Source organism: Escherichia sp. 93.1518, from assembly GCF_013368915.2.
GTDB lineage: Bacteria > Pseudomonadota > Gammaproteobacteria > Enterobacterales > Enterobacteriaceae > Escherichia > Escherichia ruysiae.
The window spans coordinates 50,848-66,165 of the sequence record NZ_JABWMT020000003.1 but is presented as its reverse complement, the minus strand read 5'-3'; the positions used below and the strand labels follow the sequence as shown (position 1 = coordinate 66,165).

General features: G+C 52.8%; 16 protein-coding genes. 8 read left to right on the top strand and 8 right to left on the bottom strand.

Annotated features, from left to right (window positions below; translation table 11 throughout):
* The first annotated feature begins 1 nt into the window (after nt 1).
* Genes HEN21_RS03100 through cueR form a run of 3 tightly spaced genes read left to right on the top strand, consistent with a single transcriptional unit; the run spans nt 2 to nt 3,740 of the window.
* A complete protein-coding gene (locus HEN21_RS03100) occupies nt 2-2,164 on the top strand; it encodes a type I secretion system permease/ATPase (protein WP_176251649.1) in 2,163 nt (720 codons plus the stop codon).
* Nucleotides 2,161-3,336 (top strand): HlyD family type I secretion periplasmic adaptor subunit, encoded by a 1,176-nt coding sequence (locus HEN21_RS03095; protein ID WP_001014327.1) that lies wholly within the window; start codon nt 2,161-2,163, stop codon nt 3,334-3,336. Before HEN21_RS03100 ends, HEN21_RS03095 begins: the two co-directional genes overlap by 4 nt.
* On the top strand, nt 3,333-3,740 hold the full coding sequence (gene cueR / locus HEN21_RS03090) for a Cu(I)-responsive transcriptional regulator (protein WP_001026750.1): 408 nt from the start codon (nt 3,333-3,335) through the stop codon (nt 3,738-3,740). Before HEN21_RS03095 ends, cueR begins: the two co-directional genes overlap by 4 nt.
* Nucleotides 3,741-3,744: 4 nt before the next feature.
* On the opposite strand, the gene HEN21_RS03085 is transcribed toward cueR, so the two are convergent.
* The 3 genes from HEN21_RS03085 to HEN21_RS03075 form a co-directional block, all read right to left on the bottom strand.
* Entirely contained in the window at nt 3,745-3,948 is a 204-nt protein-coding gene (locus tag HEN21_RS03085) for a hypothetical protein (RefSeq protein ID WP_000650965.1), read from the bottom strand.
* A complete protein-coding gene (locus tag HEN21_RS03080; RefSeq protein WP_016231612.1) occupies nt 3,945-4,367 on the bottom strand; it encodes a hypothetical protein in 423 nt (140 codons plus the stop codon). The genes HEN21_RS03085 and HEN21_RS03080 overlap by 4 nt, the downstream gene beginning before the upstream one ends.
* Before the next feature lie 117 nt (nt 4,368-4,484).
* Entirely contained in the window at nt 4,485-5,774 is a 1,290-nt protein-coding gene (locus HEN21_RS03075; protein ID WP_176251648.1) for a YadA-like family protein, read from the bottom strand.
* A gap of 364 nt (nt 5,775-6,138) precedes the next feature.
* Here HEN21_RS03075 and HEN21_RS03070 point away from each other — a divergent pair, with 364 nt between their 5' ends.
* Complete coding sequence (locus HEN21_RS03070) at nt 6,139-6,501, top strand: hypothetical protein (protein WP_176251647.1); 363 nt, start codon at nt 6,139-6,141, stop codon at nt 6,499-6,501.
* 182 nt (nt 6,502-6,683) lie between these two features.
* On the opposite strand, the gene HEN21_RS03065 is transcribed toward HEN21_RS03070, so the two are convergent.
* Together HEN21_RS03065 and HEN21_RS03060 are read right to left on the bottom strand one after the other, a co-directional pair.
* Nucleotides 6,684-7,142 (bottom strand): NfeD family protein, encoded by a 459-nt coding sequence (locus HEN21_RS03065; protein WP_176251646.1) that lies wholly within the window; start codon nt 7,140-7,142, stop codon nt 6,684-6,686.
* Nucleotides 7,139-8,056, bottom strand: coding sequence for an SPFH domain-containing protein (locus tag HEN21_RS03060; protein ID WP_000904498.1), 918 nt, complete (start codon nt 8,054-8,056; stop codon nt 7,139-7,141). The genes HEN21_RS03065 and HEN21_RS03060 overlap by 4 nt, the downstream gene beginning before the upstream one ends.
* A gap of 145 nt (nt 8,057-8,201) precedes the next feature.
* Between HEN21_RS03060 and fetA the strand changes: the two genes are divergently transcribed.
* Both fetA and fetB read left to right on the top strand, forming a co-directional pair.
* Nucleotides 8,202-8,879, top strand: a complete 678-nt coding sequence (gene fetA / locus HEN21_RS03055; RefSeq protein ID WP_176251645.1) for an iron efflux ABC transporter ATP-binding subunit FetA — start codon at nt 8,202-8,204, stop codon at nt 8,877-8,879.
* Nucleotides 8,866-9,645: an iron efflux ABC transporter permease subunit FetB gene (gene fetB, locus HEN21_RS03050; protein WP_001295323.1), complete on the top strand. Its 780-nt coding sequence runs from the start codon at nt 8,866-8,868 to the stop codon at nt 9,643-9,645. The genes fetA and fetB overlap by 14 nt, the downstream gene beginning before the upstream one ends.
* A gap of 181 nt (nt 9,646-9,826) precedes the next feature.
* On the opposite strand, the gene cnoX is transcribed toward fetB, so the two are convergent.
* Genes cnoX through tesA form a run of 3 tightly spaced genes read right to left on the bottom strand, consistent with a single transcriptional unit; the run spans nt 9,827 to nt 12,164 of the window.
* Entirely contained in the window at nt 9,827-10,681 is an 855-nt protein-coding gene (cnoX, locus tag HEN21_RS03045) for a chaperedoxin (protein ID WP_105284686.1), read from the bottom strand.
* 60 nt (nt 10,682-10,741) lie between these two features.
* Nucleotides 10,742-11,551 (bottom strand): NADP(+)-dependent aldehyde reductase, encoded by an 810-nt coding sequence (ybbO, locus tag HEN21_RS03040; RefSeq protein ID WP_176251644.1) that lies wholly within the window; start codon nt 11,549-11,551, stop codon nt 10,742-10,744.
* Nucleotides 11,541-12,164 (bottom strand): multifunctional acyl-CoA thioesterase I/protease I/lysophospholipase L1, encoded by a 624-nt coding sequence (gene tesA / locus HEN21_RS03035; protein WP_176251684.1) that lies wholly within the window; start codon nt 12,162-12,164, stop codon nt 11,541-11,543. The genes ybbO and tesA overlap by 11 nt, the downstream gene beginning before the upstream one ends.
* On the opposite strand from tesA, the gene ybbA reads away from it, so the two are divergent.
* Together ybbA and ybbP are read left to right on the top strand one after the other, a co-directional pair.
* Nucleotides 12,135-12,821, top strand: coding sequence for a putative ABC transporter ATP-binding protein YbbA (gene ybbA, locus HEN21_RS03030; RefSeq protein WP_176251685.1), 687 nt, complete (start codon nt 12,135-12,137; stop codon nt 12,819-12,821). The two genes, tesA and ybbA, sit on opposite strands and share 30 nt — an antisense overlap.
* Nucleotides 12,818-15,232 carry a putative ABC transporter permease subunit YbbP gene (gene ybbP, locus HEN21_RS03025; RefSeq protein WP_176251643.1) on the top strand — a complete coding sequence of 805 codons (2,415 nt, stop codon included), beginning with the start codon at nt 12,818-12,820 and terminating at the stop codon, nt 15,230-15,232. Before ybbA ends, ybbP begins: the two co-directional genes overlap by 4 nt.
* The last annotated feature ends 86 nt before the right edge of the window (nt 15,233-15,318 follow it).

Here is a 15,318-nt window from a genome sequence, read left to right as displayed (position 1 = left end):
AATGAAAAAAAATGCCCAGTCCGTGGAAGCCTGGCTGGAGGCGATGATCGCCGTGGCACGCTATTATCGCCTCGATTTTTCTCAGGAGAACGTGCGCGCAACTGTCAACTGGGAGCGCGACAGCAAGCGGGAAGAGTTACTTACCGACATGGCGCGGCAGTTGGGGATGGGGCTGCGGCTGGTCGAGTTCTCTGCCGACTCGCTCAACCCGTGGCGGCTGCCGCTAATCGCGGTATTTGATAATCAACAGGTTGGGGTGATCACCCGCCGCGATAACCACGACAATATCAGCATTCAGTTCAGCGGTGACGAAGGGCTGGAAACCACGCTTAACGTCGAGGATGTTGAAGATAACATCCTCGAACTGGCGCTGCTGCGCCCGCTTAGCGCCATCCCTGATGCGCGCGTAGATGACTACATTCGCCCGTATCAGGCGAACTGGTTCTGGAATCTCTCGCTGAAAGACTGGCGGCGCTACGGCGATATTATGCTGGCCTCGCTGGTGGCGAACGTGCTGGCGCTGGCGGCGATGATTTTCTCAATGCAGGTTTACGATCGCGTGGTTCCGGCGCAGTCCTACCCGACGCTGTGGGTGCTGTTCGCCGGGGTGATGATGGCGATCCTGTTTGAGTTCTGTATGCGCATGGTGCGCACACATCTTTCCGATGTGATTGGTAAACGGGCGGATTTACGCATTTCGGATCGCGTTTTTGGTCATGCATTACGGCTGAAAAATAACGTGCGTTCGAAATCCACCGGCTCGTTTATCTCGCAGATCCGCGAGCTGGAATCGGTGCGGGAGCTTATTACTTCCACCACCATCGGCGCGGTGGCGGACCTGCCGTTCTTCCTGCTGTTTGTCTTTATTCTGTGGATGATCGGCGGCTGGCTGGTGCTGGTTGTCCTGCTGGCGCTGCCGTTATTAGTGATCCCCGGCCTGCTGGTGCAACGCCCGCTGGCGCGGCTGGCGAACGAAGGGATGCGCGAGTCGGCGGTACGCAACGCGACGCTTGTGGAAGCCGTGCAGTCGATTGAAGACATTAAACTGCTGCGCGCCGAACAGCGTTTCCAGAATCAGTGGAATCACACCAACGACGTGGCGTCCTCCATCAGCATGAAGCAACGTTTTCTCACCGGGCTGCTGCTCACCTGGACGCAGGAAGTGCAATCCATCGTCTACGTGGTGGTGCTGCTGGTGGGCTGCTTTATGGTGATGAACGGCGACATGACCACCGGTGCGCTGGTCGGGACCACGATTCTCGCTTCGCGCACCATTGCGCCGCTGTCGCAGATTTCCGGCGTGCTCTCGCGCTGGCAGCAGGCGAAAGTGGCGCGTAACGGTCTTGATGAACTGATGAAGCGCCCGGTGGATCAGCCGGAGCACGGCAAACTGGTGCATAAAGCGGGTCTGCACGGCAATTATCAGTTCAGCAACGCGGTGTTTTATTACGACGAAGAAGAGAAGATTGCCGATGTGGCGATTGGCAAACTCAACATTCAGGCCGGAGAGAAAATCGCCATTCTCGGGCGCAACGGCGCGGGTAAATCAACGCTGCTGCAAATGCTCGCCGGAATGCGTATCGCCCAGCAGGGGCAGGTGCTGCTGGATAACATCAGCATCGGGCAGCTTGATCCGGCGGATCTGCGCCGCGACATGGGGCTGCTCAGCCAGACCGGGCGACTGTTTTTCGGTTCGCTGCGGGAAAACCTCACCATGGGGATGCCAGAGGCCAGCGATGAAGATATCGAGCGCGCATTAATCCTCAGCGGGGCGCTGCCCTTTGTGCAGAAGCAGAAAAACGGCCTCAACTACATGATTCAGGAAGGGGGATTTGGCCTTTCCGGCGGTCAGCGGCAAACGCTGCTACTGGCGCGGCTACTCATCTCTCAACCCAATATCGTCCTGCTCGACGAACCCAGCGCCTCGCTGGATGAAATGGCGGAAGCGCATTTAATCGAACAACTGAAACAGTGGATTGGGCATCGCACGCTGATTATCGCCACTCACCGCACGGCGATGTTGCAACTGGTGGACCGCATCATTGTGATGGATCAGGGGCGCATTGTGATGGACGGCGCGAAAGAGACTATTTTGCGTGAACAGGGCGAACCCACGGCGCGACGCGTGGTGTTGCAGGAGAAGAATAAGAGGGCTGGCGCATGAACGGACAACTGCAATACAACCGTGGCCTGACTGAACCTCGCCTGCCGCGTTCGGCACTGGCAGTGCGCGTGACTGCCGTAATGTTACTCTGTTTTCTCGGCTGGGCGTGGTACTTCCAGCTTGATGAAGTGACCACCGGCAGCGGCACGGTAGAACCTTCCGGGCGTGAACAGGTGGTGCAGTCGCTGGAAGGCGGGATTTTGTATCATCTCGACGTGAAGGTTGGCGATATTGTTGAACAGGGTCAGCCGCTGGCGCAGCTTAACCGCACCAAAACGGAATCCGACGTTCAGGAAGCGATGTCGCGCCTGTACGCGGCGCTGGCAACCTCGGCGCGGCTGCGGGCAGAAGTGAGCAATAAACCGCTGGTCTTCCCTGACGAACTGAATAAATTCCCCGAACTTATCGAGTCGGAAACGGCGTTGTACAACACTCGCCGCGACGGGTTGAACAAAGCCACCACCGGGCTGACGCAGGGGATTAGCCTGGTCAACCGTGAACTGGCGATGACCCAGCCGCTGGTGAAACAAGGGGCTGCGAGCAGCGTCGAAGTGCTGCGCCTGCAACGCCAGGCCAATGAACTGGAAAACAAACTTAGCGACGTGCGCACGCAATACTACGTACAGGCGCGGGAAGAGTTAGCGAAAGCCAATGCGGAAGTGGAAACCCAGCGTTCGGTGATCCGTGGGCGTGAAGACTCCCTCACCAGGCTCAACTTTACTGCGCCAGTGCGTGGCATTGTTCAGGATATTGATGTCACCACGGTTGGCGGCGTCATTGCCCCCGGTGGTAAACTGATGACCATCGTGCCGCTGGATGAGCAACTGCTGATTGAGGCAAAAATCTCCCCGCGCGATGTGGCGTTTATCCATCCGGGGCAAAAATCGCTGGTGAAAATTACCGCTTACGATTACTCCATCTACGGTGGTTTGCCGGGGGAAGTGGCGGTGATATCACCGGACACCGTGCAGGATGAAGTGCGGCGCGATGTTTATTACTATCGGGTGTACATTCGCACTTTCAGTAATCATCTGGAAAATAAAAGCAAACAGCAGTTTCCGATATTTCCCGGCATGGTGGCGACGGTCGATATCCGCACCGGCAAAAAGAGCGTGCTGGATTATCTGTTGAAACCCTTTAACAAAGCACAGGAGGCGTTGCGCGAACGATGAACATTAGCGATGTAGCAAAAATTACCGGCCTGACCAGCAAAGCCATTCGCTTCTATGAAGAGAAGGGGCTGGTGACACCGCCGATGCGCAGCGAAAACGGTTATCGCACCTACACGCAGCAGCATCTCAACGAACTGACCTTACTGCGCCAGGCGCGCCAGGTGGGCTTTAACCTGGAAGAGAGCGGCGAACTGGTGAATCTGTTTAACGACCCGCAGCGCCACAGTGCTGATGTAAAACGGCGCACGCTGGAGAAGGTGGCGGAGATCGAGCGACATATCGAAGAACTGCAATCCATGCGCGACCAGTTACTGGAGCTGGCGAATGCCTGCCCCGGCGATGACAGCGCCGACTGCCCGATTATCGAAAATCTCTCCGGCTGCTGTCATCATCGGGCGGGGTGAAAAATCAGTTAATTCCCGTTTGCACAGAAAGAATGTGCTGCAAACTTTCTACCATAATGCGCCCAGACTGAAATAAGCCTTCCTGGATTTCATTGTTAACATTTACCGCATGAACCAGGGAGGCTAATAATACCACTTGCAAGAAAGCAAAAATAAAGGCGCCGATAATCAAAATATGTGTCAGGGATATTTTCTTTTCATCCTTCATTTTAAATAGCCTACAAACTGGCCTTCCTTCATTAATGCGACTTTTCCTGTGTGATGATAAACAATCACGTTATACAGACCCGACTGATAAACTGTGGCATCGGCATTATCTTCATCAATCGCACATAATGAATCATTGAGATAAGCAAAGTTCTTACTGCTCATTCTAAAGGTCATGCCAAATCCTTTATAAATGGCTTTCTTTGTCGCCTGGGCATGTTGTGCGGCTTCTGCATTTTTAAATGCCTGCGCTTCGGATGCACTTAAAATAGCCGCCTGACGCTGTTGTTCGGCAAGATAACAGGTGTCATGAGATACGCCTTGCGCCTGGCAATCTGCAATGCGAGACGCGGGAGAGCTACAACCAGCCAGCATGATTAACGCCAGCAGGGAAATCGATTTAATGGTGCTATTCATCATTGTTAACCTTAAATAATATGAGAATTAATGAAGAGGTGATATTAGGCAAACGTCCTTGCTCTAATTTATTCAATAGTTCTGTTTTTTATTGGTATTTATAAGGTGTCTGGTAAAATTTTAGAACGAATATCCCACACCGACACCAGCACCGAAATCAGATTGCGTATCCGCAGAAACTCCAGCTTTAATTACTGTGTGGATCCCGGCATTAAAAGACGTGCCGACAGATACCGCTGATTCACCATTAAACGTTCCTGCGCCCGCAGACACCATCATTAAATCACCGGTTTTCACCTGCGGCTGTGAGGCAATGGCAATAGCTGACGCGATCCCCGCATTGGCATCTTTACGGTTGTCTTCAACTTCGTTTTTCAGTGAGCTGAAATGGTTATTGAGCGTATTAATTTGTTGGCTGTTATCCGCTACTCGTTTTTGAGTGGTTGATAACTGCTGATGTGTGTCGGTGGAATCCTGCACCAGGTTTTGAATTTGTTCACCGTAATGAACGCTATCTATCTGTTGTTGTGCCGCCAGCTTACTTACCGCAGTGTTGGTTTTTGTTATATCGCCATGAATTTCTTCCAGTTCTTTTGTGTGGTTCTCGGTAGCAACACTTTGAGATACCGTCGTCATGGTAGAAGAAAGAGCGTCAATTTTTTTCCCTTGTTCCGCAGAAGCGCGCGTGCTGGCTTCATTTTCCGCAGCCAGTTTAGCGTTGACCATTCCCTGATAACGGGTGGCGGTCTGAACATCACCGGTAGCTGCGACCGTTTTTTGTGTGGCTTCGAGCTGTGCCTGTTGTTCCGCAATCTGCGTTTGCTGGGCTTCGGCTTGTGATTGCTGCGCATTGTCGGCGGCAGCCTGACGGGCATTAACCATGCTTTGATAACGGACGGCTGTCTGAACATCACCGGTAGCAGCAACCGTTTTTTGTGTAGCTTCGATTTGCTTTTGCTGTTCGGTAATCTGCGTTTGTTGAGCTTCGGCTTGTTGCTGCTGTGCGTTATCCGCAGCGTCCTGACGGGCGTTTACCATGCTTTGATAACGGGCGGCGGTCTGAACATCACCGGTAGCTGCAACTGTTTTTTGCGTATCGTTAATTTGGTCTTGTTGAGCTCTAAGAATGTTCTTCTGTTCGATAATGTCGTCAGTATTTTTATGAATAGCCGCTTTGCTGGCGTCAATCTCGGTTTGTGCTGACGTAATGGCCTGGTGCGCTTCATTGGCGGTCGACACTGCTGTGTTAGCGGTGGTTTGCGCATTCTGGATGGCTGTATCCTGTGCCGCATCGCGGTCTGCCTGGGTCTGTTCTGTCGCCGCCGCCTCAATCGTATCACCCGCAAATGCGGATGGACTTACAGCAGTAGCAATAACGACGGCCAGTAAAGACATCTTTACAGTTTTCATTCATTTTTTCTCAATCAAAGTAAGTCGCATTTGTGTTTCTTATAGCAACATTAATTGTTGTTATAAGAAATGTTATGCGTTTCGTATTTATCGAAATCTACGCTGGCATTTGTGTGATGTAAAGCGTGTTTTTTACGATGTAAGCGTAAACACCACTTAATAGAAACTAAAAAAGTTTCCATTAGAAATAAAATGGAAAATCATTTTGTGCCATTTCCCTGTAAGAAATCGTAAAGACTTGTTTTGATAAGCGAAATAAATGCTGTTTCTGGACTAAACGTGAAGCGGTTCCTGATGTGTGCTAGAATGCGTTTCTTTGATAAATCTCAATTTTTAAGAGGTTTGCGCCAGGCAGGAAAATTAAATGAATGAATTTGAGAAGATTTTTAATGAAATGAATCTGGACAGGGCGCTACTCCCTATCCTTTTTCGTTCGAATCGCTCCACGGTGTGGAAGTATTTAAGCGGCGATAGTACGGCTCCTGCCTCTGCCATGTCGCTGATCATGCTGTTGCAGTTGATCCAGAAGAGAAACCCCGATTTGTTAGCCGAATGGTTAACGCTTTCTGATTTCACCATTCCGCCAGAAGTTTACCTGGATCAGCCCGATTACTGGAAAGGGTGGGTGTATACCCAACATAAGGTCAATAAAAACGTCCTGGAATATTTAAAAAAACATTATCCGGATGAAGACCAGAAAAGTATGAATAAAGGCCGGGAAGAGTAAATTACCAATGCCAGATTACATGGCGGATTCGGGCACAGACTTGTTGGCATGATAAAACGCGTCAGTATCGTATCAGGCATTCGTGCATAATTGCCGGATGCGGCGAGAACGCCTTATCCGGCCTACAATTCAGGCACAGACTGGCTAGTTTTGTAGGCTTGATAAGACGCGTCAGCGTCGCATCAGGCGATGACCGCACGGATGATCAGCGTTATCCCTTCTATCGCAATCACCTCAACATGCGTACCTGCGCCGAGATCTTCGCTGGCGCTGACCGGCCATGAACTGTCGCCGACGCGCATATGACCGCGTCCGTTGACTAACGGTGATTCCAGCACAAATCGTCTGCCAATCAACTGCTGGCCACGCTGGTTTAAATGGCTGTCGCTGTGCTTTTGTTCGCGTACCCGCCGCGACAACCATTTCCACCATAGCCAGGCAGCGAGCAGCGTCAGGATAGCAAACATCACCCCTTGCCATTCCCACCCCAGCGGCAGCAGCCAGACCACCAGGCCAGTAATCACTGCCGCGACACCGCTCCACAACAGATAACCGTTTCCGCCCAGCATCTCGGCAGCCAGCAATAAACCGCCGAGACTCAGCCAGAAAATATGCGGGTGTACTACCAGCAGCTCGATCATGATTTATTTCGCTCGTTGGCGCTGTCTTTCACCAGTTCGGCAATCCCGGCAATCGACCCCATCAGGCTGCTGGCGTCTAATGGCATCATCACCACTTTGCTGTTACTGGACGAACCGATCTGTTGCAACGCTTCGGTGTATTTCTGCGCCACGAAATAGTTCACTGCCTGAATATCACCGGAGGCGATGGCTTCAGACACCATTTGGGTCGCGCGAGCTTCCGCTTCGGCGGAACGTTCACGCGCTTCAGCCTGTAAAAACGCCGACTGACGTTCGCCTTCCGCTTTCAGGATTTGCGACTGTTTTTCACCTTCGGCTTTGAGGATTTCCGCCTGACGGATCCCTTCCGCCTCAAGGATGTAAGCGCGTTTGGTACGTTCCGCTTTCATCTGCGCGTTCATCGAAGAGATAAGCTCTGCCGGCGGGCGCACGTCGCGAATTTCAATACGGGTGACTTTAATCCCCCACGGGTTGGTGGCTTCATCGACAATATGCAGCAGGCGCGAGTTAATGCTGTCTCGCTGGGAGAGCATTTCGTCCAGTTCCATTGAGCCAAGCACGGTACGGATGTTGGTCATGGTCAGGTTGATGATTGCCAGCTCCAGATTGCTGACTTCATAAGCGGCGCGCGGGGCATCAATCACCTGAATAAAACAGACTGCGTCGATGGTCACGTTGGCGTTATCTTTCGAGATAACTTCCTGGGAAGGGATATCGAGCACTTGCTCCATCATATTGATCTTGCGACCAATGCGATCCATAAACGGCACCACCAGACTTAGCCCCGGTTGTAGCGTTTTGGTATAGCGACCAAAACGTTCTACCGTCCACTGATAGCCCTGCGGCACGATTTTGACGCCTGCGCCGACAATCACCAGCGCGACAAAAATGAGAATCGGGATAAAGATAAGCATCGGAAAAACCTCCTGTTGTACCGTCCATAATGAGCAAAGTTGCTGCTTGATTAAACAAATTATACCTGATTACTGAAAGGGAGTTCCCCCTTATTCTTGTGGAGGATAAACTGTTTTTATTAAAAATGAGATAAAGGGAACAGCGATGCAGGAAAATAGTCCTTTGCTTCAGCTACAAAACGTAGGATATCTGGCGGGTGATGCGAAGATTCTTAATAACATCAGTTTTTCGCTGCGTGCTGGCGAATTTAAGTTAATTACCGGTCCTTCCGGTTGTGGCAAAAGTACGCTGCTGAAAATTGTTGCTTCATTAATCAGCCCAACCAGCGGAGCATTACTGTTTGAAGGTGAGGATGTCAGCACACTAAAGCCAGAAACCTACCGCCAGCAAGTTTCTTACTGCGCCCAGACGCCAACGCTGTTTGGCGACACGGTATACGATAACCTGATTTTTCCCTGGCAGATCCGTAACCAACAGCCTGATCCGGCTATTTTTCTCGATTTCCTCGAACGCTTCGCCTTGCCGGACACCATTTTGACGAAAAATATCGCCGAACTGTCTGGTGGTGAAAAACAACGCATCTCATTGATTCGTAATCTGCAATTTATGCCAAAGGTATTATTGCTGGATGAAATTACCAGTGCACTGGATGAAAGTAATAAACATAACGTCAATGAGATGATCCACCGTTATGTGCGCGAGCAAAATATTGCCGTGCTGTGGGTAACACACGATAAAGACGAAATTACTCATGCGGATAAAGTGATTACACTGCAACCGCATGCCGGAGAAATGCAGGAAGCACGCTATGAACTCGCATAATATTACTAACGAATCATTAGCACTGGCATTAATGCTGGTGGTGGTGGCAATCTTAATTAGCCATAAAGAAAAACTGGCGCTGGAGAAAGATATTCTCTGGAGCGTCGGGCGAGCGATAATTCAGCTGATTATTGTCGGCTATGTGCTGAAGTATATTTTCAGCGTGGATGATGCCAGCCTGACATTATTGATGGTGTTATTTATCTGCTTTAATGCGGCGTGGAACGCGCAAAAACGCAGTAAATATATTGCTAAAGCTTTTATCTCATCGTTTATTGCCATTACGGTCGGGGCGGGAATTACCCTGGCGGTGCTGATTCTCTCAGGGTCGATTGAATTTATCCCGATGCAGGTGATCCCTATCGCCGGGATGATAGCCGGTAACGCCATGGTAGCGGTGGGGTTGTGTTACAACAATTTAGGGCAACGGGTCATTAGCGAACAGCAACAGATTCAGGAGAAACTGAGTCTTGGCGCGACGCCGAAACAGGCTTCAGCGATATTAATACGCGACAGTATTCGCGCGGCTTTAATTCCGACGGTCGATTCAGCAAAAACGGTTGGATTAGTGAGTTTACCGGGAATGATGTCCGGGTTGATATTTGCCGGGATTGATCCGGTGAAGGCGATTAAATATCAGATTATGGTGACCTTTATGCTGCTCTCAACCGCCAGCTTGTCGACCATTATTGCCTGCTATTTAACCTATCGTAAGTTTTACAATTCGCGCCACCAGTTGGTGGTGACGCAATTGAAGAAGAAATAATGCGGTGCTGGCGCGTCTTATCATGCCTACAAGGAGCCTGCAATATATTGAATTTGCACGGTTTTGTAGGCCGGATAAGGCGTTCACGCCGCATCCGGCGGTTATGCTCGGATGCCTGATGCGACGCTGGCACGTCTTATCATGCCTACGAATCTAAGCAGCATCGCATCTCAACCGAATATCAATACAACAACGCATACAACTGGCGGCGATACTTCGACGCCAGCGCATCACCCGTACCCAGCGCAGCGAGGATTTCCTGGAACGTTTTACGTGTCTGACCGTCAGCGGCGGTGAGATCTTTACGCAGATGCCCAAACAGTAACTCCAGCGCCTCTTCATTGCGCCCAACCTGGTGCAGTTGCAGAGCCAGTTGCGTCGCCAGTGCGGCATCTTCTGGATTCTCCGCCACCTGCTGTTGCAACTGTTGAATTTCCGGCGTATCAGCCGCCTGCTTCAGCAGTTCGATTTGCGCCACCAGCCCCTGGTAGCGGGTGTCCTGATCCTGCAACGGAATGGTTTTCAGCACCGCTTCTGCATCTTCAGAACGGTTCAGCGCAATCAGCGTTTCTGCCAGCAGCATACCGATCTCCCCGTTCTGATTCGACAACTGCCAGGCGTCTTTCAGCAATGGCAGGGCGTCGGTGTAATTGCCTTCCTGCATCAGCTGCATCGCCTGCTGCGCTTTCAGCTCTTCTTCGCGCGGCAGCACTTTATCCAGCAGAGCGCGGATCGCCTCTTCCGGTTGCGGCCCCTGGAAGCCGTCTACCGGTTGCCCGTTCTGGAACAGATAAACGGTCGGAATCGCGCGCAGACCAAACTGAGAAGCAATCATCTGCTCAGCGTCACAGTCCAGCTTCGCCAGAATAAATTGCCCGTTGTACTGCGCCGCGAGGCTTTCCAGGATCGGGGTTAACTGCAAACAGTGCTGGCTACGTTCAGACCAAAAATAGAACAGCACCGGAGTGGTCATCGACTGTTCAAGAACCTGTTGCAGGTTAGATTCGTTAATGTTGACAATATTTTCTACGGACATGGAGTCGCTCTCTGTTGTCGATATTTTCTTTGACATGGGGGCTTAAGCGCGCGCTTCAACTCACCCCTGCAATATTTTGTCCATCACGCGCCCCGGCAGCAGGCGCTTGAGCACCATTACCGCCCAGGTCACCAGCGTTACCGGATAGCGCATCTTCGGCTTCTCGCTAATAAAAGCATGGCGCACTTTGGCGACCACCGCTTCAGGCTCCAACGTAAAGCGGGCAGCAATGCCGGGGTTTTCGACCGGTTTATCACTTTGCGTCTGGTTGACGTTGTCGGTAAAGCGAGTACGAATAGGCCCCGGCTCAATGAGGCTGACTTTAATTCCGCTGTGGCGCAGCTCCATGCGCAGTGCATCTGACCACGCCTCCAGCGCATATTTACTGGACGCGTAAGCGCCACGACCCGGCGTGGAGATTAATCCCATCACCGATGAGGTCATCACAATACGTCCTTCACCGTGCGGTAACATCGCGGGTAACAGGCGCATGGTGAGCTGGTGTGCGCCGAAAAAGTTGGCGGAAAACTGCTGTTCCATCTGCGCGCGGCTGATGGTGGAAAGGGGGCCATACATGCCGAATCCGGCATTGTTAAAGATCCCATACAGACAATTATCGGTCAGGGCGATCACTTCGTCGGCTGCGCGATCAACACTTTCTGGCGAATCCAGATCGATCAACACGCCGGTGAATCCCATGCTGTTCATACGCTCAACATCATCCGGCTTCCGGCAACCTGCCAGCACATGAAAACCCTGGCGTTTTAATTCGAGCGCGCTTTCCAGACCAATTCCACTGGAACATCCGGTAATTAAGACCGATTTTTGCATAACTTTACCTGTCAGGATCTCCGTTGCTTTATGAGTCATGATTTACTAAAGGCTGCAACTGCTTTGCCATCCAGTCGGCAATAAACGGCTGGGCGTCGCGGTTGGGATGAATACCGTCATCCTGCATCCATTGTGGCTTGAGGTAGACCTCTTCCATAAAAAAAGGCAGCAGCGGAACATCAAACTCTTTCGCGAGTTTGGGGTAAATGGCGCTAAAGGCTTCATTATAACGGCGACCATAGTTTGCAGGCAGACGTATTTGCATTAACAATGGTTCAGCGTTGGCGGCTTTGACATCCTGCAAAATCTGGCGCAGCGTTTGCTCGGTTTGCTGTGGCTGAAAACCACGCAATCCATCATTGCCGCCCAGTTCAACCAGCACCCAGCGCGGCTGATGCTGCTTCAGCAAAGCCGGAAGGCGCGCCAGCCCTTGTTGCGAGGTGTCGCCGCTGATGCTGGCATTAACTACCGACGTTTTACTCTGCCACTTATCATTCAACAAGGCAGGCCAGGCCGCGCTGGCAGACATTCGATACCCGGCGCTCAGGCTATCACCCAGAATCAATAACGTGTCCGCTGCGGCGGCACGGAAGGTTAACAGAACCAGGAACAGGAAGGGCAAATACCAGCGGAAAACATTGTTGAAGTTCATCATCTTAAGAAGTCCGTCGGTCAGGGGGAGCATGAACTCTCCATCCTCACCGGAGTTGAGCTGGTTGTCAAACGTGGCGAGACCATCGCGCTGGTGGGCGAGTCGGGATCGGGTAAGTCAACCTTGCTGGCGATCCTCGCCGGGCTGGATGACGGCAGCAGTGGCGAAGTGAGTCTGGTGGGACAACCGCTACATAATATGGACGAAGAAGCGCGGGCAAAGTTACGCGCGAAGCACGTCGGTTTTGTTTTTCAGTCATTTATGTTAATCCCTACTCTTAATCCGCTGGAAAACGTCGAGCTTCCGGCGCTGCTGCGCGGTGAGACTAGCGCGGAAAGTCGTAACGGAGCGAAAGCGTTGCTCGAACAGTTAGGGCTGGGCAAACGTCTTGATCATCTTCCGGCACAGCTTTCCGGCGGTGAACAGCAACGAGTGGCGCTGGCACGAGCCTTTAACGGTCGACCTGATGTGCTGTTTGCCGACGAACCCACCGGCAACCTTGACCGCCAGACGGGCGATAAAATTGCCGACCTGCTGTTTTCCCTCAACCGTGAACATGGCACCACGTTGATTATGGTGACCCACGACCTGCAACTGGCGGCACGCTGCGACCGCTGCTTACGGCTGGTGAACGGGCAGTTGCAGGAGGAAGCATGATTGCACGTTGGTTCTGGCGCGAATGGCGCTCGCCGTCGCTATTAATTGTCTGGCTGGCGCTAAGCCTGGCGGTGGCCTGCGTGCTGGCGCTGGGCAATATCAGCGATCGCATGGAGAAAGGTTTAAGCCAGCAAAGCCGTGAGTTTATGGCGGGCGATCGGGCGTTGCGCAGTTCGCGCGAAGTGCCGCAAGCGTGGCTGGAGGAAGCGCAAAAGCGCGGCCTGAAAGTCGGCAAGCAGCTGACTTTCGCCACCATGACATTTGCAGGCGATACACCGCAGCTGGCGAACGTCAAAGCGGTGGATGATATCTACCCGATGTATGGCGATCTGCAAACTAATCCCCCTGGCCTGAAACCGCAGGCGGGCAGCGTATTGCTGGCCCCACGCCTGATGGCACTGCTTAACCTGAAAACGGGCGACACCATTGACGTGGGCGATGCCACCTTGCGGATTGCCGGAGAAGTGATTCAGGAACCGGATTCCGGTTTTAACCCCTTCCAGATGGCTCCGCGTCTGATGATGAATCTGGCGGATGTCGATAAAACCGGAGCCGTGCAGCCGGGAAGTCGGGTCACCTGGCGCTATAAATTCGGCGGCAACGAGAACCAGCTCGACGGCTATGAGAAATGGCTGTTACCCCAGCTTAAACCTGAACAACGCTGGTACGGGCTGGAACAGGACGAAGGCGCTCTGGGGCGTTCGATGGAACGCTCGCAACAGTTCCTGCTGCTTTCGGCGCTGCTGACCTTGCTGCTGGCGGTGGCGGCGGTCGCGGTGGCGATGAATCATTACTGTCGCAGTCGCTACGACCTGGTGGCGATCCTCAAAACGCTGGGGGCAGGGCGAGCGCAACTGCGTAAGCTGATTGTCGGCCAGTGGTTAATGGTGCTGGTGCTTTCAGCCGTTACCGGTGGGGCGATAGGTCTGTTGTTCGAAAACGTGTTGATGGTACTGCTCAAGCCCGTTCTGCCTGCCGCACTACCACCTGCCAGCTTCTGGCCGTGGCTGTGGGCGCTCGGCACCATGACGGTCATCTCGCTACTGGTGGGGCTGCGACCGTACCACCTGTTGCTGGCAACGCAGCCTTTACGCGTATTACGTAATGATGTGGTAGCGAACGTCTGGCCGCTGAAGTTTTATCTGCCGATTGTCACTGTGGTGGTTGTGCTGCTGCTCGCCGGACTGATGGGCGGCAGTATGTTGCTCTGGGCGGTGCTGGCGGGCGCGGTAGTACTGGCATTGCTGTGCGGTGTGCTGGGCTGGATGTTGCTTAATGTACTTCGCCGCCTGACGCTGAAATCGCTACCTTTGCGTCTGGCGGTCAGCCGCCTGTTACGCCAGCCGTGGGCGACGTTAAGCCAGCTTTCGGCCTTTTCGCTCTCCTTTATGCTGCTGGCACTGCTGCTGGTGTTGCGTGGCGATCTGCTCGACCGCTGGCAGCAGCAGTTACCGCCAGAAAGCCCGAACTACTTTTTAATCAACATCGCCACAGAACAGGTTATGCCGCTAAAAGCGTTCCTCGCGGAACATCAAATAGTCCCGGAATCGTTTTATCCGGTGGTGCGGGCGCGGCTGACGGCGATTAACGGCAAGCCGACAGAAGGCAATGAAGATGAGGCGCTCAACCGCGAACTCAACCTCACCTGGCAAAATACGCGGCCCGATCATAACCCGATTGTCGCCGGTAACTGGCCGCCAAAAGCTGATGAAGTGTCGATGGAAGAGGGGCTGGCGAAACGCTTAAACGTTGCCCTCGGCGATACCGTGACTTTTATGGGCGATACCCAGGAGTTTCGCGCCAAAGTAACCAGCCTGCGCAAAGTGGACTGGGAAAGTCTGCGGCCTAATTTCTATTTTATTTTCCCGGAAGGGGCATTAGACGGGCAGCCGCAGAGCTGGCTAACCAGTTTCCGCTGGGAGAATGGCAACGGTATGTTGACGCAACTCAACCGCCAGTTCCCGACCATTAGCCTGTTAGACATTGGCGCGATTTTAAAACAGGTCGGCCAAGTGCTGGAGCAGGTAAGTCGGGCGCTGGAAGTGATGGTAGTGCTGGTCACCGCCTGCGGTATGTTGCTGTTACTGGCGCAGGTGCAGGTGGGAATGCGTCAGCGCCATCAGGAGCTGGTGGTGTGGCGCACACTAGGTGCGGGCAAAAAACTGCTGCGCACGACATTGTGGTGTGAGTTCGCCATGCTCGGGTTTGTTTCTGGACTAGTGGCTGCAATCGGCGCGGAAACGGCGCTGGCAGTACTGCAATCGAAAGTGTTTGATTTCCCGTGGGAGCCAGACTGGCGATTGTGGATTGTGCTGCCGTGCAGCGGTGCGCTGCTGCTGTCACTTTTCGGCGGCTGGCTGGGGGCGCGACTGGTTAAGGGTAAGGCGCTGTTCAGGCAGTTTGCGGGGTGATGACAGGCGTAGCGCATCCGGCATGAATAGTGCGCCCTTTGGCAACAATCTGAAACCGACTGTCATGCCGGTTTTGTTAAAGGCCG